The 26,502-nt window shown below is 70.1% G+C and carries 17 protein-coding genes, 1 tRNA gene, 1 CRISPR repeat array and 1 riboswitch (1 of these 20 running past the window's edge); of the genes, 12 read left to right on the plus strand and 6 right to left on the minus strand.

Translation table 11 applies throughout. The annotated features are described in order from the left end of the window. The first annotated feature begins 140 nt into the window (after window positions 1-140). The 5 genes from rbsD to GGD89_RS08760 all read left to right on the plus strand — a co-directional run bounded on the left by rbsD (window position 141) and on the right by GGD89_RS08760 (window position 5,585). Window positions 141-560 carry a D-ribose pyranase gene (gene rbsD / locus GGD89_RS08740; RefSeq protein WP_184044215.1) on the plus strand — a complete coding sequence of 140 codons (420 nt, stop codon included), beginning with the start codon at window positions 141-143 and terminating at the stop codon, window positions 558-560. A 52-nt stretch (window positions 561-612) separates the two neighbouring features. After that, window positions 613-2,100, plus strand: a complete 1,488-nt coding sequence (locus tag GGD89_RS08745) for a sugar ABC transporter ATP-binding protein (RefSeq protein WP_184044217.1) — start codon at window positions 613-615, stop codon at window positions 2,098-2,100. 16 nt (window positions 2,101-2,116) lie between these two features. After that, entirely contained in the window at window positions 2,117-3,130 is a 1,014-nt protein-coding gene (rbsC, locus tag GGD89_RS08750; protein WP_246422992.1) for a ribose ABC transporter permease, read from the plus strand. A gap of 254 nt (window positions 3,131-3,384) precedes the next feature. Beyond that, on the plus strand, window positions 3,385-4,266 hold the full coding sequence (rbsB, locus tag GGD89_RS08755) for a ribose ABC transporter substrate-binding protein RbsB (protein WP_184044219.1): 882 nt from the start codon (window positions 3,385-3,387) through the stop codon (window positions 4,264-4,266). A 281-nt stretch (window positions 4,267-4,547) separates the two neighbouring features. Next, on the plus strand, window positions 4,548-5,585 hold the full coding sequence (locus GGD89_RS08760; protein ID WP_184044221.1) for a LacI family DNA-binding transcriptional regulator: 1,038 nt from the start codon (window positions 4,548-4,550) through the stop codon (window positions 5,583-5,585). A gap of 91 nt (window positions 5,586-5,676) precedes the next feature. Here the strand turns inward: GGD89_RS08760 and GGD89_RS08765 are convergent, their stop codons facing one another. The 5 genes from GGD89_RS08765 to gcvT form a co-directional block, all read right to left on the minus strand. Next, on the minus strand, window positions 5,677-6,135 hold the full coding sequence (locus GGD89_RS08765) for a hypothetical protein (RefSeq protein WP_184044223.1): 459 nt from the start codon (window positions 6,133-6,135) through the stop codon (window positions 5,677-5,679). A gap of 180 nt (window positions 6,136-6,315) precedes the next feature. Beyond that, on the minus strand, window positions 6,316-7,851 hold the full coding sequence (gcvPB, locus tag GGD89_RS08770) for an aminomethyl-transferring glycine dehydrogenase subunit GcvPB (RefSeq protein WP_184044225.1): 1,536 nt from the start codon (window positions 7,849-7,851) through the stop codon (window positions 6,316-6,318). Beyond that, on the minus strand, window positions 7,848-9,200 hold the full coding sequence (gene gcvPA / locus GGD89_RS08775; protein ID WP_184044228.1) for an aminomethyl-transferring glycine dehydrogenase subunit GcvPA: 1,353 nt from the start codon (window positions 9,198-9,200) through the stop codon (window positions 7,848-7,850). The genes gcvPB and gcvPA overlap by 4 nt, the downstream gene beginning before the upstream one ends. A 105-nt stretch (window positions 9,201-9,305) precedes the next feature. Further along, a complete protein-coding gene (gene gcvH, locus GGD89_RS08780) occupies window positions 9,306-9,683 on the minus strand; it encodes a glycine cleavage system protein GcvH (RefSeq protein WP_184044230.1) in 378 nt (125 codons plus the stop codon). Between the two features lie 102 nt (window positions 9,684-9,785). After that, window positions 9,786-10,910, minus strand: coding sequence for a glycine cleavage system aminomethyltransferase GcvT (gene gcvT, locus GGD89_RS08785; protein ID WP_184044232.1), 1,125 nt, complete (start codon window positions 10,908-10,910; stop codon window positions 9,786-9,788). A 256-nt stretch (window positions 10,911-11,166) separates the two neighbouring features. Beyond that, window positions 11,167-11,282, minus strand: a riboswitch (glycine riboswitch). 129 nt (window positions 11,283-11,411) lie between these two features. On the opposite strand from gcvT, the gene GGD89_RS08790 reads away from it, so the two are divergent. From GGD89_RS08790 to GGD89_RS08805, 4 genes are all read left to right on the plus strand, one after another. Then, on the plus strand, window positions 11,412-13,826 hold the full coding sequence (locus GGD89_RS08790) for a PAS domain S-box protein (RefSeq protein WP_184044234.1): 2,415 nt from the start codon (window positions 11,412-11,414) through the stop codon (window positions 13,824-13,826). 114 nt (window positions 13,827-13,940) lie between these two features. Continuing rightward, window positions 13,941-14,369: a MaoC family dehydratase gene (locus GGD89_RS08795; RefSeq protein ID WP_184044382.1), complete on the plus strand. Its 429-nt coding sequence runs from the start codon at window positions 13,941-13,943 to the stop codon at window positions 14,367-14,369. Between the two features lie 30 nt (window positions 14,370-14,399). Continuing rightward, a complete protein-coding gene (locus tag GGD89_RS08800) occupies window positions 14,400-16,703 on the plus strand; it encodes a VTT domain-containing protein (protein ID WP_184044236.1) in 2,304 nt (767 codons plus the stop codon). Between the two features lie 105 nt (window positions 16,704-16,808). Beyond that, window positions 16,809-16,884 (plus strand) — tRNA-Phe (locus tag GGD89_RS08805). 645 nt (window positions 16,885-17,529) lie between these two features. On the opposite strand, the gene GGD89_RS08810 is transcribed toward GGD89_RS08805, so the two are convergent. Further along, the gene (locus GGD89_RS08810; protein WP_343058573.1) at window positions 17,530-19,797 is read right to left on the minus strand and encodes an ATP-binding protein; all 2,268 of its coding nucleotides are present in this window, start codon (window positions 19,795-19,797) and stop codon (window positions 17,530-17,532) included. A gap of 1,593 nt (window positions 19,798-21,390) precedes the next feature. Between GGD89_RS08810 and GGD89_RS08815 the strand changes: the two genes are divergently transcribed. The 3 genes from GGD89_RS08815 (at window position 21,391) to cas2 (ending at window position 25,067) form a co-directional block, all read left to right on the plus strand. Further along, on the plus strand, window positions 21,391-22,371 hold the full coding sequence (locus GGD89_RS08815) for a DMT family transporter (protein WP_184044240.1): 981 nt from the start codon (window positions 21,391-21,393) through the stop codon (window positions 22,369-22,371). 651 nt (window positions 22,372-23,022) lie between these two features. Next, on the plus strand, window positions 23,023-24,750 hold the full coding sequence (cas4g/cas1g, locus tag GGD89_RS08820; RefSeq protein ID WP_184044242.1) for a CRISPR-associated endonuclease Cas4g/Cas1g: 1,728 nt from the start codon (window positions 23,023-23,025) through the stop codon (window positions 24,748-24,750). A gap of 14 nt (window positions 24,751-24,764) precedes the next feature. After that, entirely contained in the window at window positions 24,765-25,067 is a 303-nt protein-coding gene (gene cas2 / locus GGD89_RS08825) for a CRISPR-associated endonuclease Cas2 (protein ID WP_184044244.1), read from the plus strand. 257 nt (window positions 25,068-25,324) lie between these two features. Beyond that, window positions 25,325-26,502: direct repeats of the CRISPR family, unit length 36 nt; unit sequence CCTTCCGGGGCAGTCATGCCCCGGCCTCATTGAAGC (it continues 2,997 nt past the right edge of the window).

Raw genomic sequence — 26,502 nt, forward strand, 5'->3', positions numbered from 1 at the left:
GCGCATCCTACGCCAACCTTTCCGCAAACGTTTGCGCAAACGTTTGCGGAAATATGAAAACTATGTTACGGTTTGGCCTGCGTCGATCATCGTCGATGGCGCGTCCCCCGTCGGCCTCCGGATACGAGAGGACCCCCCCGATGAAGAAGACCGCCCTGTTGAACGCCCCGGTGTCGGCCGCCGTCGCGCGCATGGGTCACACCGATGGACTTGTGGTCTGCGACGCGGGCCTGCCGATCCCCGCCGGTCCCGAGCGGATCGATCTGGCCCTGGTGGCGGGCGTGCCGTCGTTCCTGGAGGTCGTGGCCGCCATCGGCGCCGAGCTTCGGATCGAGCGCGCGCTCATCGCAACGGACCTGCCCGCGCGCAACCCCCGGGTTCATGCCGCCTTGCAAGCCCTGCTGGACGAGATCGGCACCGCGCAGGGCGCCCCCATCTCCATCGACCAGGACCCGCACGCGCGCTTCAAGGCGCGCACCCGCGAGGCCCGGGCCGTCGTCCGCACCGGCGAGTGCTCTCCGTTCGCGAACGTGATCCTGTATGCCGGCGTGGTGTTCTGACCGACCTCGTCACGCTCCCCGCAACGGTCCCCGGCTCAGGGAAGGCGACCGCATGACACCGCCCCTCCTCTCTCTCCATGGCATCGGCAAGACGTTCGGGTCGGTCACCGTGCTGCGGGACGTGGCCTTCACGGCGCGCGCGGGGCGCGTCATGGCCCTGGTCGGCGAGAACGGCGCCGGCAAGTCGACGCTGATGAAGGTGGTGTCGGGCATCCACCCGCCCGACCCGGGCGGCGAAATCCGCCTGCGAGGCGAGGTCGTGCGCTTCACCACGCCGCGTCAGGCCATGGACGCCGGCATCGCCATCATTCACCAGGAACTGAACCTGCTGCCCAGCCTGTCCGTGGCGGAGAACATCTTTCTGGGCCGGGAGCCGCGCACGGCCATCGGCCGCATCGACTGGTCGGCCATGAAGGTCCGCGCCGCCGATCTGCTGGCGCGCCTGCGCCAGGGCCATGTCGCGCCGGGCACGCCCGTGGAACACCTGGGGGTCGGGACCCAGCAGATGGTGGAAATCGCCCGCGCCCTGTCCCTGGAGGCCGAGGTCATCGTCATGGACGAACCCACCGACGCCCTGACGGACGTGGAGACCCGCATCCTGTTCGACGTGGTCGACACGCTGAAGGCCGAGGGCAAGGCCATCATCTATATCAGCCACCGGTTGAACGAGATCTTCGCCCTGTGCGACGACGTCACGGTGCTGCGCGACGGCCGGATGGTTCATGCCGGACCGGTCGCCGACCTGACGGAGGCCGACCTGATCCGCCACATGGTCGGGCGGGAGATCTCCGACCAGTATCCGTATGTCCAAAGCGACGCCAAGCCGGTGATGCTGGAGGTGAGCCAGCTCTCCGCCCGGGGCGTGGAGGATGTGACCTTCACCGCCCGCGCCGGCGAGGTGGTGGGCTTCGCCGGCCTGATGGGCGCCGGCCGCACCGAGCTGGGCCGCGCCCTTTACGGCGCCAACCGTCTCTCCGGCGGCACGGTCCGGGTGGACGGCGCCGCGATCCGCCTGAGGAGCCCGTGCGACGGCCAGCGCGCCGGCATCGCCTATGTCACCGAGGACCGCAAGGCGGACGGGCTCATCCAGTCGCATTCGATCCGCTTCAACATGGCGCTCGGGGCGCTCGGGCGGCTGTCGACCGGCCCGGTTGTGAACCGTCGGCGCGAAACCACCAGCGTCGCCGAGTACATGACGATGTTCTCGGTCAAGGCACGCGACATGGAGGCGGCCGTCAGCACGCTATCGGGCGGCAACCAGCAGAAGGTCTCGCTGGCCAAGTCCCTGCTCACCCGGCCCCGCATCGTCATCCTGGACGAGCCCACGCGCGGCGTCGATGTCGGCGCCCGCCGGGACATCTACACCCTGATCAACGCGCTGAAGCGCCAGGGCCTGTGCGTGCTCCTGATGTCCTCGGACATGCCGGAGCTGCTGGGCCTGTCGGACCGCATCCTGGTGCTGTCCCGGGGCCGCCTGACCGGATCCTTCGATCGCGGCGAGGCGACGCAGGAACGCATCATGGAACGCGCCGTGGCCTGAGGAGGGATCCACCACCATGCCCAAGACCAAGCCGCCCGCCACCACCATGGCCGCCACGGCCACCGAGATCGGCCCCCCGTCGACGGGAGGCGCCGGGCGGGTGCTGCTGCGCATGCTCGCCGACAACAAGTCCCTGATCGGCCTCATCGTGTTGATGGCCGTCGTGGCGGCGTACAGCCCCAACTTCCTGACGGTCGACAACCTGCTGAACATCCTTCGGCAGACCTCGATCAACGCCATCATCGCCATGGGCATGACGTTCGTCATCCTGACCGCCGGGATCGACCTGTCGGTGGGGTCGGTGCTGGCGTTCACCGGCGCGGTCTGCGCCTCGCTGGTGGCCGCCGACGCCAGCCTGTGGGTGGCGCTGCCGGCGACCCTGATGCTGGGCGCCGCGCTGGGCGCCGCCAACGGCGTGGTGGTCGCGATCGGCGGCGTGCAGCCCTTCATCGCCACGCTGGTCAGCATGACCGTCCTTCGGGGCGCCACGCTGGTGTTCACCGACGGGCGGCCCATCACCACCCTCTCGGATCCCTTCTGGGCCATCGGTGGCGCCTACATTCAGGGCATTCCGGTCCCCGTGGTGATCGCGGCGGTCGCCTTCGGCATCTGCTGGTTCGTGCTCGGCCAGATGCGTTTCGGCCGCTACGTCTACGCCATCGGCGGCAACGAGCAGGTCACCCGGCTGGCGGGCATCAACGTGACCGCCGTCAAGATCGCGGTGTTCGCCGTCTCCGGCCTGATGGCCGCCCTGGCCGGCATCATCCTCACCGCGCGCCTGGAAAGCGCCCAGCCGACCGCCGGCATGGCCTATGAACTGGACGCCATCGCGGCGGTGGTCCTGGGTGGGACCAGCCTGATGGGCGGACGCGGCCTGATCTTCGGCACGCTGGTCGGCGCCCTCATCATCGGCGTGCTGAACAACGCGCTGAACCTGATGGATGTCTCGTCCTACTACCAGATGATCGCCAAGGGCGCCGTCATTCTGCTGGCCGTGCTGGTGGACAGCCGGGGCAAGTCGCGTGCCTAGTGCAGCGACGCATTCAAGGGGTTCCCCCTTGAATGCAAACGTCGCTGCACAAAACATTGTTTCTCGTGCACTTTCGATCCAGACAAAAGAATGTGGACTGCATCTTTTGTCTGGATCAGTGCACTAGGCGCGCGCCCGAGGCATCCTCGCGACCTCCGATCCACGCCGTCCGGCCCGAAACCGCCCGGCCTCGGATCAGGGGTTTCCGGTCCCGGACCCTCGTCCCGGACAAGACAAGAAAGGCAGGAAACATCATGCGCAAGATACTGATCGCGACCGTCGCGTCGATCACCGTCCTCGGCGCCGCGATGACCGCCCAGGCGGCCGAGTCCATCGCCCTGGTGGTCTCGACCCTGAACAATCCGTTCTTCGTCACGCTCAAGGACGGGGCCGAGGCCCGGGCCGAGGCGCTGGGCTACGACCTGACCGTCCTCGACAGCCAGAACGACCCGGCCAAGGAACTGGCCAATGTCGAGGACCTGCTGAACCAGGACGTGGCGGTGCTGCTGATCAATCCGACCGACAGCGACGCCGTGCGCTCGGCCGTGCGCACGGCCAACCGCCGCGACGTGCCGGTCATCACCCTGGACCGCGCCGCCAGCGGCGGCACGGTGGTCAGCCACATCGCCTCCGACAACGTGGCCGGCGGCAAGATGGCCGGCGAGGTGATCATCGAGGCCCTGGGCGGGTCCGGCGCCGTCGTCGAACTGCAGGGCGTGCCCGGCACGTCGGCCGCCCGCGACCGTGGCGAGGGCTTCCACCAGGCCGTCGACGCCGCCTCGGGCATCCGGATCGTCGCCAGCCAGCCGGCCGACTTCGACCGCACCAAGGGCCTGAACGTCATGGAGAACATCCTTCAGGCCCAGCCGGAGATAGACGCCGTGTTCGCCCACAACGACGAAATGGCGCTGGGGGCCATCAAGGCCATCCAGGCGTCGGGCCGCGACATCATCGTGGTCGGCTTCGACGGCACCGACGACGGCGTGGCGGCGGTCGAGGACGGCTCCATGCTGGCGACCATCGCCCAGCAGGCCGCCAAGATCGGCGCCATGGGCGTGGAGACGGCGGCCAAGGTCGCGTCCGGCGAGGACGTGCCGGCGTTCACGCCGGTTCCGCTCCAGGCGGTGACGAAGTAGGACCGGCGCCCCGTCGTCCTGCGCCCAGGGGCGCCGCGCAGGCGCCCCGTCCTGGAAGACAGGCGCCGTGCAGGCGCCCCATCCTGGAAGACGGGCACCGGTCGTGGTCAAGGACCGCTGGTACACCACCCCGTTCGGCGGGGCCCCGTCTTCGCGGGGCGCATGACCTCCGACGCCATCCAGGGCCGGCGACGTCGTCACCGCTCTGGGTCACCGCTCTGGGCCACCGCTCTGGATGGCGTCGCCCGCTCGCCCCATGCTTTCGCTTCCTGGGTTCTCTTATGGCCACCATCAAGGACGTCGCCCGCGCCGCCGACGTTTCGGTCACCACGGTCAGCCACGTCATCAACGGGACCCGGACCGTGGCCCCCGAGACCGCCGCCCGCGTCCACGACGCCGTGACCCGCCTGGCCTATGCGCCGAGCGGCGTGGCCCGTGCCCTGAAGGCGAACCGCACCCTGACCATCGGCATGATGGTCACCAACTCCACCAACCCCTTCTTCGCCGAGGTCATTCAGGGGGTTGAGTCCGCCTGCTCCGACCGTGGCTATAGCCTGATGCTGTGCAACTCCGCGGACGACCCCCTGAGGCAGCACGATTGCCTGGCGACCCTGCGCATGAAGCGCATCGACGCCCTGGTGGTCATGACCCGAAACATGAACCCCAAGGCACCGGCCGCCTTCGCCACCGCCGGCGTGCCCACCCTGGCGCTGGACGCGGAGGCCACGCCGGGCATCGCCACCGTCGCCGACGACAGCCATGCCGGCGGCCTGATGGCCGGGAGGTTCCTGACCGAGCGCGGCTTCCGGCGCATCGCCTGCGTCACCGGACCGGCGGGACATCCCCGCGCGGCCTGCCGCATGGCCGGCTTCACCGCCGCGCTGACCACGGCCGCGCTGACCATCGATCCCGCGTTGGTGATGCCCGGCGACCTGACCGTGGCCAGCGGCCGCCGCGCCATGGGCGCCCTGCTCGCCCAGCCCCGGTCCGCCTGGCCGGACGCCGTCTTCTGTTTCAACGACATGTCGGCCATGGGGGCCCTGTGCGCCGCCAACGAGGTCGGCTTGAGCGTCCCCGGCGACGTGTCGGTGATGGGCTACGACGATATCGAGCTGGCGGCCTACATGACGCCGCCGCTGACCACCATCCGACAGGATACGCGCGGGCTGGGCACCGTCGCGGCCACCACCCTGATCGATCACCTGGACGGTGTCGCCGACCTGCCCCCGGTGATCAAGACGACCCCCCGGCTGGTGGAACGGCGGTCCGTGGGCCGACCGGCGGCATGCCGACAGATCAGACGGCATCCTCAACTTTAGGCCGCGCCAGGGCGGAGGTCCCTGTTTTCAAGATGCCCGCTGTCTTCAACACGTTCTGCCGGCACCACGTCGTGCCGGCGTGACGCCACGATCATCGCCGGGGCGGCCGACAACGGTCGCCGGGTTCGACAGCGTCTCCAGCGGGTACGGTATCCGGCGCCTCCGGTCCACCCGCGCGAAGAATCCACCGGACCGCCTCCTCCCAGTCCAGGAACACCCGGATGTCGCCGACCATGTATCGTTCAGAGAACAACTTCGCCAGGTGCGCCGAAACGTCTTTCGACTGCGCGGACACGACCACGGCCGACCGGGAATCGCGGCGTAACAAATCAATATTGCTTCGAAAATCCGCCAAATCCTCGAAGACACGCCGATCCGTGTGTTCAAGATCGACCGCGCGCCCGTCCCAAATGACGTTCACGTTCGGTGGCCATTCATTGCTATTGACGATGACGCCCAGCGCGTCGACGACCTCATCCAAGGAAAATAAACCGGAAAGAATGACTTCAAGAAAGCCACCCTCGTCATGGTATTTAACGTCCACGGCCATATGCCGGCTCCCTCCATACGATGAGCGCTTGGCACACTAGTGGCCTGAGATAGAGTCGGCAACGGATTTATACATGACAGTTGATGCATACGACCGAACCTAGTTTTGGTTCGGCCGTATCCATCCAAAAAGTTGCCTGACCGCTCTCCCGCGTCAGAGGTGCAGGCGCCGCACCCCTCCCTACTCCGCCGCCCTGGCCGACGCGGGGGGCGCCCAGCGCAACACGGGCTGGCGCGCCGCGCGCGTCTCGTCCAGGCGACGGCGGGGCGTGTGGCGCGGCGCCTCCGTGAACACGGCGGTCTCCCCGGCCCGCGCCTTCTCGGCCAGCGCCAGCACGGTCTCGCAGAAGGCGTCCAGGCTGGCCTTGCTCTCCGTCTCGGTGGGCTCCATCAGCATGGCGCCGTGCACCACCAGCGGGAAGTACATGGTCATGGGGTGGAAGCCCTCGTCGATCAGGGCCTTGGCGAAATCCAGGGTGGAGACGCCGGTGCCCTTGAGGAACCGATCATCGAACAGGGCCTCGTGCATGCACGGCCCCTCGAACGACGGGGTCAGCCCGTCGCCCAGGCTGGCCAGCAGGTAGTTGGCATTGAGCACCGCGTCGCCCGAGGCCTGGCGCAAGCCGTCCTTGCCCATGCTCATCATGTAGGACAGGGCGCGCACGAGCACGCCGAACTGGCCGTGGAAGCCCTTCATGCGACCGAACGGCCGCATGTCGCCCTCGGCGTGCTCGACCAGGCGCCACCCGCCGTCGTCGCCCTCACCCTCGCCCTCGGCCACCACATGCGGAAGGGGCGCGAAGGGCGCGAGCGCCGCGCTGAGCACCGTCGGGCCTGCGCCCGGGCCGCCGCCGCCATGCGGCGTGGAGAAGGTCTTGTGGATGTTGATGTGCATGGCATCGGCGCCCAGGTCCGCGACGCGGACCCGGCCGACGATGGCGTTGAAGTTGGCGCCGTCCATGTAGACGAACGCGCCGGCATCATGCACCGCCTGGGACAAGGCGATGATCTCGGTCTCGAACAGCCCGCAGGTGTTGGGGTTGGTGATCATGACGGCGGCGACGCCGTCGTCCAGCGCCGCCAGGAAGGCGTCCAGGTCCACCCGCCCGCGCGCGTCGCCGGGGACGCCGCGCACCTTGAAGCCGCACAGCGCGGCGGTGGCCGGGTTGGTGCCGTGGGCGGACTCGGGCACCAGCACCACCCGCCGATCGCCCTCGCCGCGCGCGTCCAGGGCGGCGCGGATGGCCTGCATGCCGCACAACTCGCCATGCGCCCCGGCGGCCGGCGACAGGGCAACGGCCCGCATGCCGGTCAGACCCAGCAGCCAGTCGGACAGCGCCCCCATCACCGCCAAGGCGCCTTGCACGGTCCCCTGAGGCTGGAACGGATGCAGGTCGGCGAACCCGGGCAGCCGCGCCATGCGCTCGTTCAGGCGCGGGTTGTGCTTCATGGTGCAGGAGCCGAGGGGATAGAACCCGGAATCGATGGCATAGTTCTTTTGCGACAGCCGGGTGTAGTGGCGCACCACCTCGGGCTCGCTCAGGCCCGGCAGGCCGATCGGCCCCGAGCGCGCCAGCCCGCCCAGGCGGTCCGGCCGGTCGCCGGGCTCCGGCAGGTCCACGCCGGTCTTGGCGGGGTCGCCCTGCTCGAAGATCAAGGGTTCCTCCAGACGCAGACCGAGGTTGCCGGAGACGGTGGACGGGGTGGGTCCGGTCATTGCAGCGCCTCCGTCAGGGCCGCCACCAGGGCGTCCATGTCCGCGTCGGTATTGGTCTCGGTGGCGCAGATCAGCAGGCCATCGGCCAGTTCCGGCCAGGTGGGCCAGAACCGCGCCAGCGGCACCCCGGCCAGGACACCGCGCGCCGCCAGGGTCTCGACCACGGCGGCGGCGTCGCGCCCGGGCAGGCGCACCAGCACCTCGTTGAAGAAGGTGGGCGTGACCACGGTCAGGCCCGGCACCCGCTCCAGCCGCTCCACCAGGGCCACGGCCGCCTGGTGGTTCAGGCGCGCCAGCCGCGTGAACCCGGCCTCGCCCAGCAGCGTCATGTGGATGGTCCAGGCCAGGGCGATCAAGCCGCTGTTGGTGCAGATGTTGGAGGTGGCCTTCTCGCGGCGGATGTGCTGCTCGCGGGTGGACAGGGTCAGCACCCAGCCGCGCCGGCCGTCCTCGTCCACCGTCTCCCCGGACAGCCGCCCGGGCATGTGGCGCAGGAACTTCTGGCGGGTGGCGAACAGGCCCACGCCCGGACCGCCGAAGGTGAGCGGACTGCCGATGGCGTGGCCCTCGGCCACCACGATGTCGGCGCCCATCGCCCCCGGCGGCGTCACCAGCCCCAGGGACACCGGCTCGGCCACCGCCACCACCAGCAGCGCCCCCTGGGCATGGCAGTCCCGCGCCAGCGCCGACAGGTCGGCTAGGCGCCCGAACACGTCCGGGTTCTGGACGATCACGCAGGCGGTCTCGCCGGTGACCCGCCCCATCCGGTCCTCGACCCCCAGGGGATCGGGCGCCAGCCGCTCCACGGCGACGTCGGTGTAGCGCAGGAAGGTCCCGGTCACGTCGCCGTAGTGCGGATGCAGCCCGCCCGACAGCAGGACGTGCTTGCGCCGGGTGATGCGGCAGGCCATGGCCGCCGCCTCCGCGACGCCCGTGGCGGCATCGTACATGGAGGCGTTGGCCACCTCCATGCCGGTGATCAGCGCCACCTGGGTCTGGAACTCGTAAAGGTATTGCAAGGTTCCCTGACTGACCTCGGGCTGGTACGGCGTGTAGGCGGTCAGGAACTCGCCCCGCTGGATCAGGTGATCCACCGCCGCCGGCACATGATGGCGATAGGCCCCGGCGCCCAGGAAGCAAGGCCCCGCCCCCGCCGCCCGGTTGCGCGCGGCCAGGGCGGACAACTGGCGTTCGACCGCCATCTCGGTCGCGTGGTCGGGCAGGTCGTCGAAGCGCGCGGCGGCCAGGGCCTCGTCCGGCACGTCGCGGAACAGATCATCCACCGAGGCCGCGCCGATGCGGGCCAGCATGGCCCGTCGGTCGCCGTCGGTCAGGGGCAGATAACGCATCGGGCAAGGTCCTCCGGAGGGGCGGCGACGCGAACGGACGCGCCCTCGTTGACGGCGAAAACCACCGGCATCACGGCGCGGGCCGCACGGATCGGGGCGGGCGCCTCAGTCCAGACCGGCCACATGGGCGTCGTAGGCGGCCTGGTCCATGAGCCCGTCCAGTTCGGAGGGATCGGCCAGGGTCAGGCGGAAGAACCAGCCCTCGCCCAGGGGATCGGTGTTCACCATCGCCGGGGTCTCGGCCAGGGCCGCGTTGCCCTCGGTCACCGTACCACTGACCGGCGCATACACCTCGCTGGCGGCCTTGACCGATTCGACCACCGCCGCCTCGTCGCCCCGGTTGAGGTCGCGGCCGGCCTCGGGCACCTCGACGAACACCACGTCGCCCAGTTGCGCCTGGGCATGGTCGGTGATGCCCACCGTGCCGACGTCGCCGTCGACGGCGATCCACTCGTGGTCCTCGGTAAAGTAAAGCGTCGTCATAATCCGTGATCCCCCTGTGATGATGTCCCGTGACGATATCCCGTGATGATATCCCGTGATGATATCCCGTCTCGCCGTCGGCCCGGCGAGGTTGCCCGACCGTCAGCCCCGATGCTGGCGGGGCGGCGTGAACGGCAAGGCCGCGACCCGGGCCGGCAGGGCCTTCCCCCGCACCGTCAGGGTCAGCGGCGTGTCCGGCGCGGCCAGGGCCGTCGGCACATAGCCCATGGCCACCGGCCCGCCCACCGTGGGGCCGAAGCCGCCGCTGGTGACCTCGCCGACCACGGCACCGCCGGCGTCGCGGATCTCGGTGTGGGCGCGCGCCGGCGCGCGTCCCTCGGGCCGCAGGCCCACACGGCGGCGCGAGGCCCCGTCGCGAAGCTGCGCCAGGATGACCTCGGCGCCCGGGAAGCCGCCGCCCTCGCGCCGGGCCTTGCCGATGGTCCAGGCAAGGTCCGCTTCCACGGGCGTGGTGGTGGTGTTGATGTCCGACCCGTACAGGCACAGGCCCGCCTCCAGACGCAGCGAGTCGCGCGCCCCCAGGCCGGCCGGCGCCACCTCCGGCTGGTCGAGCAGCCAGCGCGCCAGCCGCTCTGCCTCGGCGGCGGGCACGCTGATCTCGAAGCCGTCCTCGCCGGTATAGCCCGAACGGGTCACGAAACACGGGATGTCCAGCAGTGACACGGCGCGGGCATCCATGAACCGCATCGCGGACACCGCCGGCGCGCCCCGCGCCAGCGCCGCCGCCGCCGCCGGCCCCTGAAGGGCCAGCAGCGCCCGGTCCTCCAGGACGGTGATGGCGACATCGGGCAGACCGGCGCGCAGATGGGCGATGTCGGCGGCCTTGCGCGCGGCGTTCACCACCAGGAACAGGCCGTCCCCGGTGTTGGCGACCATCAGATCGTCGAGGATGCCGCCGTCGTCGTTGGTGAGCAGCGTGTACCGCTGGCGCCCCGGGTTCAGCCCCACCATGGCGCCGCACACCAGGCGCTCCAGCGCGCCCGCCGGATCGGATCCGCTCAGGCGGACCTGACCCATGTGGGAGACGTCGAACAGGCTGGCCCGGGCGCGGGTGTGGGTGTGCTCGGCCAGCACCCCGGCGGGGTACTGCACGGGCATGGCATAGCCGGCGAACGGCACCATGCGCGCACCAAGCGCCCGATGCAGCGCGTCCAGCGGGGTGGTGAGCGGGGTCTCCGGGGTGGGATCCATATCCGCATCCGCCATGGAGTCGGTTCCTTTCCAGCAGGGTCCGGCCAAGGCCGGACGGAACGGAAGCACGGGCGATCGCACCGGCGATCCCCTGCCCCCCTCTGTCTTGGAACCTGAAAGATTGACCGTCCACGCAAGCACCCGGCGGAAGCGGATCACCGATCCCCGAGGTGGGCGGAAGGACCGGCGGACAGTCCTTCAGACGACGGCTTACATCTTCGGTGAGGCGCGCGCCGGCCATGGCCGGCGATTGCCCGCTTTCCAGAGTCCCGAAAGCCACGCGGTCCTGGGTGCCTGAGAGTTTCCGGGGGCGGTTGCTCCTTCGGCGCCGATCTCCCACCCTGTGATCGTCTCAAGGCGAGGACCGGACTCTCCCACGCGGCCTGCACGGGTGTATGGTCTGTCCTTCAGAATAGGCACGACGCGGCCCAGGTCAACCGCTCCGCGCCGGGGCGGCCCGCGTCGGTCCGGCCGGGTCGGGGGAACCGGACCGCCAAGACGCGGGATGCGCGGCGCATGGACGACTCCCTTTCGGCCGGATCCGTCCTGGCCCTGTCTCCCCAGGCCGTGGTGGTCCTGGACCACGGCGGCGTGATCCTGGCGGCGAACCCGGCGGCGGCCCGGCGCCTGGGCACGCCGGCGCCGGACACATTGCCGGGCCGCGACTACTTCGCCCTGTTGCCGCCGGCCCTGGCGCGGGCGCGACAGGCACGCCTGGCCGCCCTGCTGGACGCCGGGGCGGCCGAGGGCGGCGGGCGCGTCAGCACCGTGGAGCGGGTGCCCGACTCGAACGCCGGTGTGCGGCTGGTGCGCTGCATCATGGCCCTGATGATGCCGCCGTCCGGCGATACCCAGGCCGGGGCGCCTCCGCCCCCTCCGCGGGTGGTGGTCTACGAGGACGACGCGCTGACCCTGGCCGCCGCGCCGACCGGATCGGACGCCGCCTTCGTGCCGCCGGTCCCCCCCACGCCCCCCAGCGAGCGGCGCCTGGAGGCCCGCTTCCGCAACGCCTTCGACCAGGCGCCCCACGGCATGGCGTTGCTCGACACCGAGGGCCGCTGGCGGCGCGTCAACCGGGCGCTGACGCTCATCCTCGACCGGCCGGCGGAGGCGCTGGTGGGGCATTCGACCCTGTCCGCCACCCATCCCGACGACTGGGCGGCCGATCTCGGCTGGCTGGATGGCGCCCTGAGCGGCGACGAGACCCCCCTCGACCGGGAAAAGCGCTTCCTGCGCCCCGACGGCACCATCGTCTGGGCCCGGGTCACCGGCGCCCTGATGCGCGACGACGACGGCACACCGCGCGAGATCGTCTCCCAGATCCTGGACATCACGCCCAAGCGCCGCATGGAAGAGGCGCTGCGCGCCAGCGAAAGCCGGTTCCGCGAGACCTTCGACGCCGCCGCCCACGGCATGGCCATCCTCGACCTGAACAGCCGCTTCCGGGAGGTCAATCCGGCCCTGTGCACCATCCTCGCCCGCCGGGAACCGGAGCTGCTCGCCCTGGATATGCCAGCGGTGACCCACCCCGAGGACCACGGTGTCGACCTGGAGGCCATGCGGCGGCTGCTCAGCGGCGAGGCGCGGGTGTTCTCGGCCGAGAAGCGCTACGTGCGCAAGGGGGGGGGCGTGGTGCACGCACACATGGCCCTGGCCCTGACCCGGGACGGCAAGGGGCGCCCCCGTCACGTCATCGCCCATGTGCAGGACATCACGCGCCAGGTCGAGGCCGAACGGCGCATGCGCGAGGCCGTGGACACCGCCGAACAGGCGCTTCTGACCAAGACCCGCTTCCTGGCCGCCGCCAGCCACGACCTGCGCCAGCCGTTGCAGGCGCTCAACCTGTTCGTCTCGGTGCTCGCCGGCCGCATCCAGGAGCCCTCGACCCGGGACATCCTCACCAAGATCGAGCGATCGGTGGGGGCGCTGGCCGACCTGCTCAATACCCTGCTGGACGTCTCGCGGCTGGAGGCCGGGACCATCCTGCCCGAGCCGCGCGCCACGGACGCCGCCGCGCTGCTGCGGCGGCTGGCCGAGGAACTGGCGCCGGTGGCCCGCCAGCGGCACCTCGACCTGCGCCTGGTGATGCCCACCGCGACCCTGCAGACCGACCCGCACCTGCTGGAAATCATCCTGCGCAACCTGATCGGCAACGCCATCAAGTACACGGACCCCGGCGGACGCATCCTCGTGGGCGGCCGGCGCCAGGGCCGTCACCTGCGGCTGGACGTCATCGACACCGGACACGGCATCGCCGCCGACCAGTTGGCGCTGATCTTCCAGGACTTCCACCGGGTCTCGGCGGAACGCGCCAGCAACCCCGGGGGCGGCCTGGGCCTGGGCCTGGGCATCGTCAGCCGCGTGGCCCACCTGCTGGGGGTGACCGTGACCGTGGCCTCGGCCCCGGGGCGCGGTTCGCGGTTCTCGGTGCGCGTGCCCCGCGCGACCGCCGGCGACGGAACCCGCCCGGCGACGGCCGGCGACGGCGCGGCCCCCCCCGGCGTGGCGGCCGAGGGCGACGCGATACCGCGTGCCAAACCCCACCTGGTGATCCTGGACGACGCGGCGACGGTGCGCGAGAGCCTCACCCTGCTGCTGGAGGGATGGGGATTCCGGGTCTCGCCCTTCGCCAACCTGGCGGAACTGACGGAGGCGCTGCTCACCGACACCCTGACCTGCCCCGACGCCATGCTGGTGGACTTTCACCTGCCCCACCAGCGCACCGGTGTGGAGGCCGTGGCCCTGGTCCGCAGCCATTTTCACACGCCCGTCCCGGCCCTGATCCTGAGCGGCGGCGCGCTCACGCACCGCCTGCACGACGTCAACCGGGGCCGGCTGCCGGTGCTGCAAAAGCCGGTGCAGCCCGACCACCTGCGCGTGAAACTGACCGACCTCTTGCGCGTCCGGCCGGAGAATGGTCCGCCGCCGTAACCGGTCCGCCGCCGGCTGTTGCGCCGGGGCCACCACAGGGCCTACTGTGACCCCGGCGCGATCGCGCCCGCGCACCCCGGCACGGCAAGGAGGGCCCGCCCCGTGGATACCGCCATGGAAGACATCGTCCATACCTATTTCGAGGATCTGGCGGTCGGCCGGTCCGCCACCCTGGGCAAGACCATCACCGAGGCGGACATCCTGATGTTCGCCGGTGTGTCCGGCGACACCAACCCCGCCCATATGGACGAGGAGTACGCCGCCGGCACCTTGTTCAAGGGACGCATCGCCCACGGCATGCTGACCGGCGCCCTGATATCGGCGCTGTTCGGAACCAAGTTCCCGGGTCCGGGCTGCATCTACGTCAGCCAGGCACTGCGCTTCAAGGCCCCGGTGCGCATCGGCGACACGGTGCGGGTCAAGGCCGAGATCACCGACCTGATCGCGGACAAGAAGTTCGCCGTGTTCCGCACCACCGCCACCGTCAACGGCAAGCTTGTGACCGATGGCGAGGCCACCCTCCTGGTGCCGTCGCGGGGATGACCCCCATGCCTCGGCGCATCGGTGACACCCATGGATAACGGCACCAACGCAGACGAGGGCGAGAGCGCGCGCGCGGACACACCCCCCGCCGCGCCGGGCGTGATCGCCCACCCCGGCGAAACGTGCTGGCGGATCGACCGCGCCGACCGCCTGGCGCTGCTGATCGATGCCGCCGCCTATTTCGAGACCCTGCGGGCCGCCCTGATCAACGCCCGGCGGCAGGTCCTGATCGTCGCCTGGGACATCTCCGGCACCGTGCCGTTGCTCGACCCCCAGGCCGATCCCCCGGACGACGGGTGGCCCACGGTCCTGGCCCCCCTGTTGCGCGCCCTGACCGAGGCGCGACCGGACCTGACCGTGTCGGTGCTGTTGTGGGACTTTCCCATGCTCTACGCCAGCAAGCGGGAACTGCTGCCCGAGTGGCGCGAGACGTGGAACCCCCACCCGCGCATGCGGCTGCGCCTGGACGGGTCGGGTCCGGTGGAGGGCGCGCACCACGAAAAGATCGTCGTCATCGACGACCGCCTGGTGTTCTTCGGGGGCCTGGACCTGGCGCCGGCCCGCTGGGATACCCGCGCCCACGAAGCGAACGACCCGCGCCGACGCTTGCCCGGCAGCGGCGAGCCCTACCCCCCCTTCCATGACATGCAGGTGATGATGGAGGGACCCGTGGCGACCACCCTGGGCGCCATGGTGCGGGAGCGCTGGGCCCGGGTCACGGAGGAGCCGCCGCAGCCGGCGCCGCCGGGCGACCTGCCGTCGCCCTGGCCGGAGAGCGAGGCCGACCGGCTGGCCGTGGCCCGGGCCGAGGCCATGCCCGTGGCCCTGGCCCGCACCGCGCCCCCCATCGACGACGCGCCCGGCATCGACGAGATCGCGACCCTGATCCACGCCAACATCGCCGCCGCCCGTCGCTGGATCTACCTGGAGGACCAGTACCTGACCGGCCGCATGGTGGCCGAGGCGCTGGCTGATCGCCTGCGGGAGCCGGACGGCCCCGAGGTGGTGGCCGTCATCTCCTGTGTGTCGGCCGGCTGGCTGGAGACCGCCACCATGGGGGTGGGGCGCGAACGCCTGCTGTCCCACCTGCGCGCCGCCGACCGGCATGGCCGCCTGCGGGTGCTGAGCCCGACGCTGGGCGCGCGGGACTCCGCGCCGATCAAGGTCCATACCAAGCTCCTGATCGTTGACGACCGGGCCCTGTGTCATGGATCAGCCAACCTCAACAACCGCTCCATGGGGCTGGATACGGAGCTGGACTGGCACATCGAGGCCACCGAGGGATGGCCCGGTGACGGCCAGATCCAGGGTGATCCCGAGACCGTCCGGCACCTGACCGACACCGTGCTATGCGAGATGCTGGGCGAACACCTGGGGGTCGGCCCCGAACCGGTGCGCGAGACACTGCGCGAAACCGGATCCCTGTGTGCCGTCCTGGACCGGTATGACGGCCATCCGGAGCGCGCCCTGTCTCCGGTGACCGGCGGCGACGCGCCCGATGACCTGCTCTCCATGCTGCCCAACCCGGTGCCCGGCGACTTCGAACGGCCGGTGTCCGTCGAGGATCTGGGAACCGACCTGTCCCATTCGGCACGCGGTGACGCGCGGCCGGTGGCCGCCGCCGTGCCGAGCCGGTCGCGGTCCCTGGGGCCGGCCGTCGCCGCCGGGGTGGCCCTGGTGGCCCTGGTGGGGGTGTGGCGCGTCGTGCCCGTGGACGCGGCGCTGACTCCGGAAACCCTGACGGCGTGGGTGGAGACCGCCCGCCAGACGCCGCTGGCGCCGGCGCTGGCCGTCGTGGCCGTGGCCCTGGGCAGTCTGCTTCTGGCGCCCATCCTGTTGCTGGTCACCGCCGTGGCGCTGGTGCTGGGGCCGGGACCGGGCTTTCTCTGTTCCCTGGCCGGAGCCCTCGCCAGCGCGGTCGCGGGCTTCGCCCTGGGGCGGGCGCTGGGGCGCCGGCCGGCGCACCACCTGGCCCGACGCTGGCCACGGGCCGCGCGCGTGCTGGACGCCCTGCAGGACCATGGGTTCAAGACGGTGGTCATCGCCCGGGTGCTGCCGGCCCTGGTGTATGGCCTGGTCAGCGTCGCCTGTGGCGCCACCGGCATCCGCTGGCGGCCCTACCTGTGGGGCACGCTGATCGGCATGGCGCCGGTGATCGCCGCCGCCAGCCTGTTCGGCGAGGGCCTGGGCCAGGTTCTGCGCGCCGGCAGCCTGGCCCAGGCGGTCCCCGTCGCCGCCGGCCTGCTGGGGGCGGTGGTGCTGGCGCGGCTGGTCTGGGCGCGCCTGATCGCGCGCCGGGACCGCGACCGTGCCCCCGAGGCGGAGGCCCCGTGACAGGCGCGTGAAACCCCTTTGACAGCCCCGCCGTTTTCCCGTAAACAACGCCTCCCACGGTGGGGCGGGCATGAGCGCTGTGTCCGTTGGATGACTTTTTTGAATGCCCAGGTAGCTCAGTTGGTAGAGCAGGGGACTGAAAATCCCCGTGTCGGCAGTTCGAATCTGTCCCTGGGCACCATTTCCAACCCCCTGAAAACAAACCGTTTTCAGGGGGTTTTGTGTTGCGTTCCAGGGGCTGCCTTTGAGGCCGTTTTGCGGTTTGGTCCGCATTGTTTTGCAAACCGTGCCCCACCGTGTAGCGCGGCGGTCGATTTGGCACAAATCGGCAGGGATTTGGCACATCGGACATTGGTCCGGGGCGGCGTGGCTTGGTGGTCTGACGGTGGGGCTGAGGGTGGGCGATCAGGCGGTGTCCGGTGGCGGCCTGCGGTGGCCAGGGCGGCCAGGCCCATGGAGCCTCCGCCAAACCAGGGGCGGTTCACCCCCCTTCACGGCCTTGTACCCGGGGTGAGTTTGACTCGATCCCGTGCCAAGCGGAAGAGCAGCCACATCCCGATTACGCCATATATGAGACCAACGGCGGATGAGTGTGACTCATCCGCCGAGCGGCACCGGCCCACTCCCCCACCCGGCCACCCACAGCAGTATACTTGGGGTGGCCGGGTGGGGGAGTGGGCCGGCCACGGACTGCAACGGTCATTCTCAATGACCGTTGGTATGAGACCGGCGGTCATGCATGCGGTCATGACACCTGACCACGCCGAGGTCCCAGCGCCTCGGCCCCGTGTCCCGGTTCCGTGTCCTGGCTGGGCGTCGTCAAGGGTCACCCGTGGCCACCAGCCGCCGGCGCCCCGGACTCTGCGGCCTTACGCCCGGCATCCGGACCACCGCCGGCGTCCGACTCGCCGTCGTCCGCCGCCATGATGCCGTGCCCGCCCGGCCCCAGGGCCGCCAGCGCGGCGTGAAAGCGGGCCGGCAGTCCGGCGGCCAACCGACGGGCCTCGTCCAGGTGCCCCCCGCGCGCGGCGACCTCCAGGGCGGCGGCCGTCCTGGCGAGGGCCCGCAGGCCGAAGTTGCCGGCCGTCGACTTCAGGTCGTGGGCCTCGCCACCGACTGTCTCCAGGTCACCGTGGACCAGCGCCGAGTCGACGGTGACGAGACAGCGCCCGGCGTCTCGCCGGAACGCCTGCAACATGTCCCCGACGCCGGCCCGGCCCAGGGCATCGGTCAGGCAGCCCAGGATGTCCAGGTCCAGCACCAGGGCGTCGGTGTCCTGGTCATCGGCGTGGGCGGCGGCACCGGGTGCCGTCTCCGGCCCGTCTCGTTTCGCCAGGGCGGGATCCGTCGGCGCCGCCACGCCCTCGGCGTACGGGGCCAGGGCCGAGAACAGCGCCTCCAGGCGCACGGGCTTGGAGACGAAGCCGTCCATGCCCGCATCAAGGCACTGCCCTTCATCGCCCGCCAACTGGCTGGCGCTGAGCGCGATGATCGGCACGCGCCCGGCCGCTCCGGACAGGGCACGGATGCGGCGCGCCGCCTCCAGGCCCCCCATGACCGGCATGCGCAGGTCGGTCAGGATCACGTCGAACGCGCCGTCCACGGCACGGGCCACCGCCTCGTTGCCGGTGGCAACCACCGTCGGCCGGTGCCCGAGCCGTTGCAACATGAGGGTGGTGACCTTCTGATTGATCGGATTGTCCTCGGCGACCAGGACCCGCAACGAGAGCTGGCGGCGGCCGTCCCCGGGGGGGCCGAGGGGGGCCGTCGCGATCGTCCGCGGCGGCGCGGCGCCGCGCGGGAGCGTGACCTCGAACCAGAACGTCGAGCCTTGGCCCGGGTGACTGTCCACGCCGATGCGGCCCCCCATCAGATCAACGATGCGCCGGCAGATCGCCAGCCCCAGGCCGGACCCGCCGAAACGTCGGGCGATGGTGCGGTCCGCCTGGCTGTAGTCCTCGAACAGATGGGCGCTGGCCTCCTCCGAGATGCCGATGCCGGTGTCGATGACGGCGCAGCGCAGGCGCACCGCCTGCCCTGTGTCCTCGGTCACGTCCAGAGACAGGGTCACGGACCCGTCCTCGGTGAACTTGATGGCGTTGGACAGGAGGTTGAGCACCACCTGGCGCAACCGGCCCGGATCGCCGCGCAGGGCCGGCGGCACCGAGTCGGCGATCCGGGCATCGACCACCAGGGCTTTCTCCGTGGCCCGTGACCGCATCAGGGTAATGATGCCGCGCACCAGGCGACGGGGCTCGAAGTCCAGCACCTCCAGCTCCATGCGCCCGGCTTCCAGCTTCGAGAAGTCCAGGATGTTGTTGATGATGGACAGCAGGGCTTCGGCGGAAAAGTGGATGGTCTCGGTCTGATCGTGCTGCGCCGGGGGCAGGTCATCCGCCAGCAGAAGCTGCGCCATGCCCAGGATGCCGTTGAGCGGCGTGCGAATCTCATGGCTCACGGTGGCCAGATAGTCCGACTGGGCGCGGTTGAGCCGCTCCAGATCGCGCGTGCGCGCGGCCACCCGCTCCTCCAGGGTCTGGTTGGCCCGCCGCAACGCCTCGCGGCTCTGTTCCAGGGCGCGGATGTCGGCGTAGGCCCGCAACGCGGCAATCGTGGCGGTGAACAGCTGTTGCGCCGTCAGATCCGCCTTCGCCTTGTAATCGTTGATGTCGTAATCGGTGATCACCTCGCGTTCCGGCGCCTGGCCGGGCTGCCCGGTGCGCAGGATGATGCGCACGGCGGCGTTGCCCAGGTCCTCGCGCACCTGACGCACCAGACGCAGCCCGGCGTCCTCCGTCTCCATCACCACGTCGAGCAGGATCAGCGCCACATCCGGATCGCGGCGCAGGATATCGGCGGCCTCGGCGGCCGACGTGGCGTCGATCATGCACAGCGGCCGGCCACGGAAGGTCACCGAGCGCAGAACGGTGCGGGTGATGACATGGACCTCGGGATCGTCGTCCACCACCAGAACACGCCAGGGTGTCGCATCGCCCCCCAAGGCCGACGCATCACGACCGGCTGGATCGGGATCGACGGACGGGTCGCCGTCGTCGGCGAACAGCAGATCCTCGTCGTCCTCGTCGATCTTCACGGGCGGCAAGACATCAGACCTCCTCCCCTTCAGCGGCACACAACGGACCGTTGCGGCAGGCCGCTCCAAGTCGCAAAGGGTCCGCCCGTCCCGCTCCCCCCGTTACACCACCGGATCCCGACACTCGGGGTTTGGTCGTGCCCCACCGTTCGGATCTGTCGTTCTGGCGTTCTGGACCTGTCGTTCGGGTCAAGGACCTGAGCCCAGCGCGCGGACCCGCGACCCGGCTCCCCATAGGCCCGGACGGTCGGCCAACGCCCCACCGCCGGTCACCCGCCCCCTGTCCGCGCCCGGTAGGGACCCGAGGCAGCTGGATCGGGGGCCTGACACAGGGCACGACCGATCGACACACGTCGCCAACCATGGGCCACGATACCGCTCCGGCACGCCGGAGCCAAGTCCAGTAATGCCTCAAAATTGCAGGCGCACCGAACCCTGCTCGCGTGAAGGGGGGGCCGCCAGGGCGGATCGCGGCGACGTGGACTCGCTGCTCGATCCCTTTTCGGGGCGTGACTCTGCTCTCGATTCAGACAAAAGAATGCGGACTGCATCTTTCGCCTGAATCAGTGCCTTAGCGAGCCGACTCACGCTGGGTATCGGATCAAGCCTGTGGGTCCGATGTCGAGCGATCGGCGCCAGGGGTGTTCGTGGAGAGGGGGCGTTCCGGGTCCCGGCGGACGGACGAGCCCGGCGCATCACCGTCCGACCGGGCGCCCACGACAGCCATCAGCCGTCATCCGCAAACGGTCACGACAGGGATCGGAGGCCGGCGGACGGGATCAGGATTCAGGACAGGCCCCGCCCGATCTTGCGCAACAGCCCCTGCAACGAGTCCATGGGCACGCCATCGCGACGCATCATGGACAGCACGATCGGGTCGTTCAGGACCTCAACCAAGCTGGGCTCCCGCGTGCCGGCGAAGGCGGCGGCGTCGTGCCGGGTCGAGGACCGCCCCGACGACGCGGGCCACGCGACCTCTGTCGAGCCTCCTCGGTGGGCGCGGCGGCCCTCTCCCTCGCGATTCGTTTCACTGGCCGAACGCTGCCCTGCCAAGGGCCTCAAGGCACCCATGCGCATTGATTTGGTTCCGTCTTGAACTTGAACGTTCCGGGCTGTTGGCTCTCTTTTTTGTCTGGTTCGATCGCGCCCCAAAATCGTTCTTTCGGATGAGCGAACCATCTTTTGTATCATGTTGTTTCCCCACCCAGCCCCGGTGGGTCATAGCAACAATCGTGATCATAGACACAGATCGCCGATGGGTTCAAGGAACATACGGAATTCCGCTGGTGAATTCGCGGTAATGCGGCGGAACAGGCGGAGAGTCCGGCCGCTCCAGCCGCAAAAAACACAGCGTGCATGCATCATCGCTGACGCGGAACTTTTGGCCAGCCGTTTCCCGCATGCCGGCGGCCGGCGTCGGGACTCTCGCCGACGCCTCTCCGGTGGCACCCCGGGGCGGACCCCCGGGGCGGACTCCCGGGCGCAGGCGCGATCTTGGCGGACCAGACCCGCGATCTTTAGGCTTGCCCGCCCGGGTCCGCCGGCCTAAGCGAGGGCGCATCCGTCCTCATTCCGCCCGTCACGGGAGCCTCCATGACCGATCCCGCGCCCAATCCGGGTCCCGGCGCCCCCCCGGCCGCCGTCCCCCATCGCGCCATCACGGACGGCGACACGGGACGAAGCATGGACCGCCCCCTCGCGGGAATCGGCTTCATGCTGCTGGCCGTGGCCCTGTTCTCAGGCATGGACACCTTGGCCAAGGCATTGACCCCTCACTTCCCCGTAGCCCAGATCCTGCTGTTCCGGGCCTCCGGGGCGCTGCTGATCGTGCTGCCGCTGGCCTGGCGGCTGGGCGGCGGCGGACGCGCGCTGATCCGCACGGCCCGGGGCGCGGCCCTCAAGCTGCTGCTGGCGGGACTGCTGGGCGCCGGCGCGCTGGCCAGCTTCCTGGTGGCCTGGCGCACCCTGTCGCTCATCGAGGTCGCCGCGATCCTGTTCACCGCCCCCCTGATCGTCACCGCCCTGTCCGTGCCGCTGCTGCGCGAACCCGTCGGCCTCCATCGGTGGAGCGCCGTCCTGGTGGGATTCGTGGGCGTGCTGGTCATTCTGCGCCCGGGCGGTGCCGTGTTCGGCCCGGCCGCCCTGTGGGCGATGGCGGGGGCGCTCTGCTACGCGCTGTGGATGATCAGCCTGCGGGTGGCCGGCAAGGCGGTGCCATCCACCCTGGTGACGGCCGCCAACGCGCTCATCATGCTGGCGGTCGCCCTGCCGCTGGTGGCCTGGGTCTGGATCCCGCCCAGCCCGGTTCAGGCCCTCGGCCTGGTGAGCATCGGCGTGATCGGCGGGCTGGCCCAGCTATGCCTGACCCGCGCCTTCAGCCTGGCACCGGCGGCTTTGGTGGCCCCCTTCGACTACAGCTACATCCTGTACGGCACGGCGCTCGACCTGCTGGTCTTCAGCCTGTTGCCGACCGCCGGCACCTGGGTGGGGCTGATCCTGATCACCGCCGCCGGCCTGTACGTGATCCATCGCGAGCGCGTCGTGGCCAAGCGGCGGCGGGCGGCCCACGCCTGAGTCTGGCCCCTTCGGCGTCTGTCCGGCACGGGTGCACGCCGAACCCCCGGGTGAGCGCGATCGTGTTCACACACCTTTTTCCCATTGGCGGCCTTTGCCGAGGATGATGCGGGGGCGACGGCCCCAGGACCCCCGTTTGGGAGGAGACCTCCCAAGCCCTCCTTTTTCTTTCCGGAAGAAGAACTGGGGGACTGGGGGCTGTGCCCCCAGGACAAAACCGGGCGCCAGCCCGGTTATACTTCGGTGGCCTCAATTACATCGACACAAAAAAGTGTGAATCGGATAGGGGCAAACGGACTGGTTCAGCCTGATCGCGCGTGATCACGGACCGGCCGGGGATTCGGCACACACCGACTCCGCTCAGTCCGTCGGTCCCATTGCCGGCGCCGCTCGGCGGATGAGTCACACTCGTCCGCCGCTGGTATCAGTTGACGCCATTGGCCTGGCGAGCACCACTGCCTACACCCCATGGCCGCATAAACACACCTCTCCGTCTCTTGCGTTGTGGGGTGTCGGGGACGAGTATGACGTGTTTCGGGTCGGACCAGACACGCCTTGCCCCCCAAGGAGACCCCGTCATGCCGCTGACCCACGCCGACCGCGTCGAGGCCGTCACCCACGCTGAGGCCCTGTAGGCAAGGGCGCGCTCCCATGACCGACCGCCCCGATCCCAACCGCGAGCCCGAGCTTCCGTTGCCGGCCCCGCCAGCGCCGGAGGGAGCGGCCCTGGTGCCGGTGCGGATGGTCAGTGAGTATGTCTATTGTCCGCGTGTTGCCTGGCTGATGTGGGTCGATGGGGCCTGGACCGACACCGCCGACACCGAGGAGGGGCGCCAGGTTCACAAACGGGTGGACGCGGGTGGCGGCACGCTGCCCGATGCGCCACCGGACGAGGACGACACCGAGGACATTCACGCCCGCTCGGTGGCTCTGACGTCGGAGCGCCTGGGCATCACCGGCGTGCTGGATCTGGTGGAGGGGGACGGCGGCCGCGTCAGCCCCGTGGACACCAAGCGCGGCAAGCGCCCGCATGTCGCCCTCGGCGCCTACGACCCCGAACGGGTGCAGGTCTGCCTGCAGGGTCTGCTGCTGGAGGAGCACGGCTACCGCTGTCACGAGGGCTTTTTATACTACCGCGCCAGCCGCGAGCGGGTCCGGGTTCCCTTCGACGACGCCTTGCGACAGGCGGCCCTGCACGCGGTCCATGGACTGCGTTTGGCGGCGGCACAGGCCCGACCGCCGCCACCCCTGATCGACAGCCCCAAATGCCCCCGCTGCGCCCTGGTGGGGATCTGCCTGCCCGACGAAATCGGTCACGCTCTGGGCACGGCGCCCGCGCCGCGTCCACTGGCGGCCGCGCGGCCCGACGCCCTGCCGCTGATCGTGCAGGCCGGCCACGGCAAGGTCGGCAAGTCGGGCGGGCAGCTTGTCGTCACGCTCGACGACGCGGCCCCGGTCAAGGCGCGCCTGCCCGAGGTCTCACAGCTTGTGGTGTTCGGCAACGTCTCGGTCACGGCGCCGGCCCTGCACGAGATGATGCGCCGCGAGATCCCCGTCTCCTGGCACAGCCACGGCGGCTGGTTCCTAGGCCACACGGTGGGGCTGGGCCATCGCACTGTGGCGGCCCGCGAGGCGCAGTACCGATGCGCGTTCGACCCCGGCTGGTCGCTGCGGTTCGCGCGCGGCGCGGTGGCGGCGAAGATCCGCAATGCCCGCACCTTGCTGCGCCGCAACCGTCGCGACACGCATCCACCCGACGCCGCGACCGAGACTCTCCGTGCTTTGAAGCGCTTGGCGGGAGACGCCGGACAGGCACACGATACCGCCACGTTGTTGGGCATTGAGGGGGCCGCGGCCGCCGCCTACTTCGGGGCCTTTCCGCTGATGCTGAAAGAGGGCGGACCGGTCGCCTTCGACTTCCGCACCCGCAACCGTCGCCCGCCCACCGATCCGGTGAATGCGTTGCTGTCCTTTGCCTATGCCTTGCTGGTGCGGACGTGGCACGTCGCCCTGTCGGCCGTGGGATTGGACCCGTACCGGGGGTTCTACCACACCGTCCGCCACGGCCGCCCGGCCCTCGCCCTGGACATGATGGAACCCGACCGTCCCTTGATCGCCGAATCGGCCGTGCTGACGGTCATCAACAATGGCGAGGTCGCGCCCGGCGACTTCGTCCACGCGGCCGGCAGCTGCGCCATGGCCCCGGCGGCCCGCAAGGCCCTGATCGCCGCCTTCGAACGCCGCCTGGAGCAGGACCTGACCCACCCCGTGTTCGGCTATCAGATCAGCTACCGCCGCCTGATCGAGGTCCAGGCACGCCTGCTCTGCCGCCACCTGCACGGGGAGATCGACACCTTCCCCTGGGTGACACCGCGATAGAGAAGATGCGTCCGATGCCGACCGCGACTGACGAGCGTCTCTACATTGTCGCCTACGACATCGCCGACCAGAAACGCTGGCGCCGGGTGTGGACGGTGATGAACGGATATGGGGAATGGCTGCAACTCTCCCTCTTCCAGTGCCGGCTGTCGCGCAAACGCCTGGTGCACCTGCGCGGGGCGCTTTCGGAGGCCATCCAAGACGGCGCCGATCACGTGCTGATCCTCGACCTGGGCCCGGCGGACACGGTCAAGCCCCGCATCGAGAGTCTGGGCAAGTCTGTCGCCGTGGTGGAGCGCAAGCCCGTCATCGTGTAATCTTCCGATGCGTCATCGTCCCGAGCGCCCGGTTGGGCACCGGGGTGCCGCGCGCGGGCGAGCGCTGGTGCGGCGCCGCCGACTCCCGCAGCGCTCGAATCCGCTGTTTGCCATGGTGAATCAACACGATGCGCGACGATGCGCGGCACCCGCCGATGCGGACCGCTGGTCCGACTCGGTGTTCACCGCGTGTGTCTTGCCAGCGCTCGAAAACAGCGGCAGACTTACGGGCGATTCAGGGCCTTGCGAGGGGGGCTCCTTCCGGGGCAGTCATGCCCCGGCCTCATTGAAGCGGTGCCGATTGGCCTTGTCCAGGAGTTCCGTAGCCCGCCTTCCGGGGCAGTCATGCCCCGGCCTCATTGAAGCTTCAGATAGCGTCTGTGTTCATCGGCGTTCGGCTGGCCCCTTCCGGGGCAGTCATGCCCCGGCCTCATTGAAGCATTGGCGTTGGTGTGGACGCGCCGACTTCCGATGGGCGTCCTTCCGGGGCAGTCATGCCCCGGCCTCATTGAAGCGGGGGCGGATGTTTTTCGGCGAGGACGACCCTGTCCCCCCTTCCGGGGCAGTCATGCCCCGGCCTCATTGAAGCGCGCCATAATCTGCCGCCAGTCCGACCCCAACCGGGCCCTTCCGGGGCAGTCATGCCCCGGCCTCATTGAAGCCGGGGCGGACGCCACAGCGGCCCCGACCGACGGGTTGGGCCCTTCCGGGGCAGTCATGCCCCGGCCTCATTGAAGCTTCGGACTACCACCAGGAGGCTAACGGCACCCGGGTGCCTTCCGGGGCAGTCATGCCCCGGCCTCATTGAAGCTCCATACCGTGCGTACTCCTACGCTCGACTCACATTCAACCCTTCCGGGGCAGTCATGCCCCGGCCTCATTGAAGCGGTTCGGCTCCGGCGGCACCGGGCCGTTCGCCGGCCTCCTTCCGGGGCAGTCATGCCCCGGCCTCATTGAAGCCTGGATAGTCTCTTGACGGGGGCTATCAACTTCTCTGACCCTTCCGGGGCAGTCATGCCCCGGCCTCATTGAAGCACGGAATTTGCGCGCACGGCCGGTGAAACGGGAGACATCCTTCCGGGGCAGTCATGCCCCGGCCTCATTGAAGCCACTGGGGGGAGCGTCGCCATGATCGGGCCTCACAACCTTCCGGGGCAGTCATGCCCCGGCCTCATTGAAGCTCCTGATTGAACTCGCCCAGGGTGCAGGACATGGACAGCCTTCCGGGGCAGTCATGCCCCGGCCTCATTGAAGCTCCGGCCCACCTGCTGCCCTGGCTGGCCTGGGCCTGTTCGGCCTTCCGGGGCAGTCATGCCCCGGCCTCATTGAAGCGATCGTGGGTGCGCCCGCTTGCCTACGGTAAGCCGATCGCCTTCCGGGGCAGTCATGCCCCGGCCTCATTGAAGCATGGGGGCTGGCGCTGTGAGCTTGGTGG

The sequence above is a fragment of the Roseospira visakhapatnamensis genome (assembly GCF_014197915.1).
GTDB lineage: Bacteria > Pseudomonadota > Alphaproteobacteria > Rhodospirillales > Rhodospirillaceae > Rhodospira > Rhodospira visakhapatnamensis.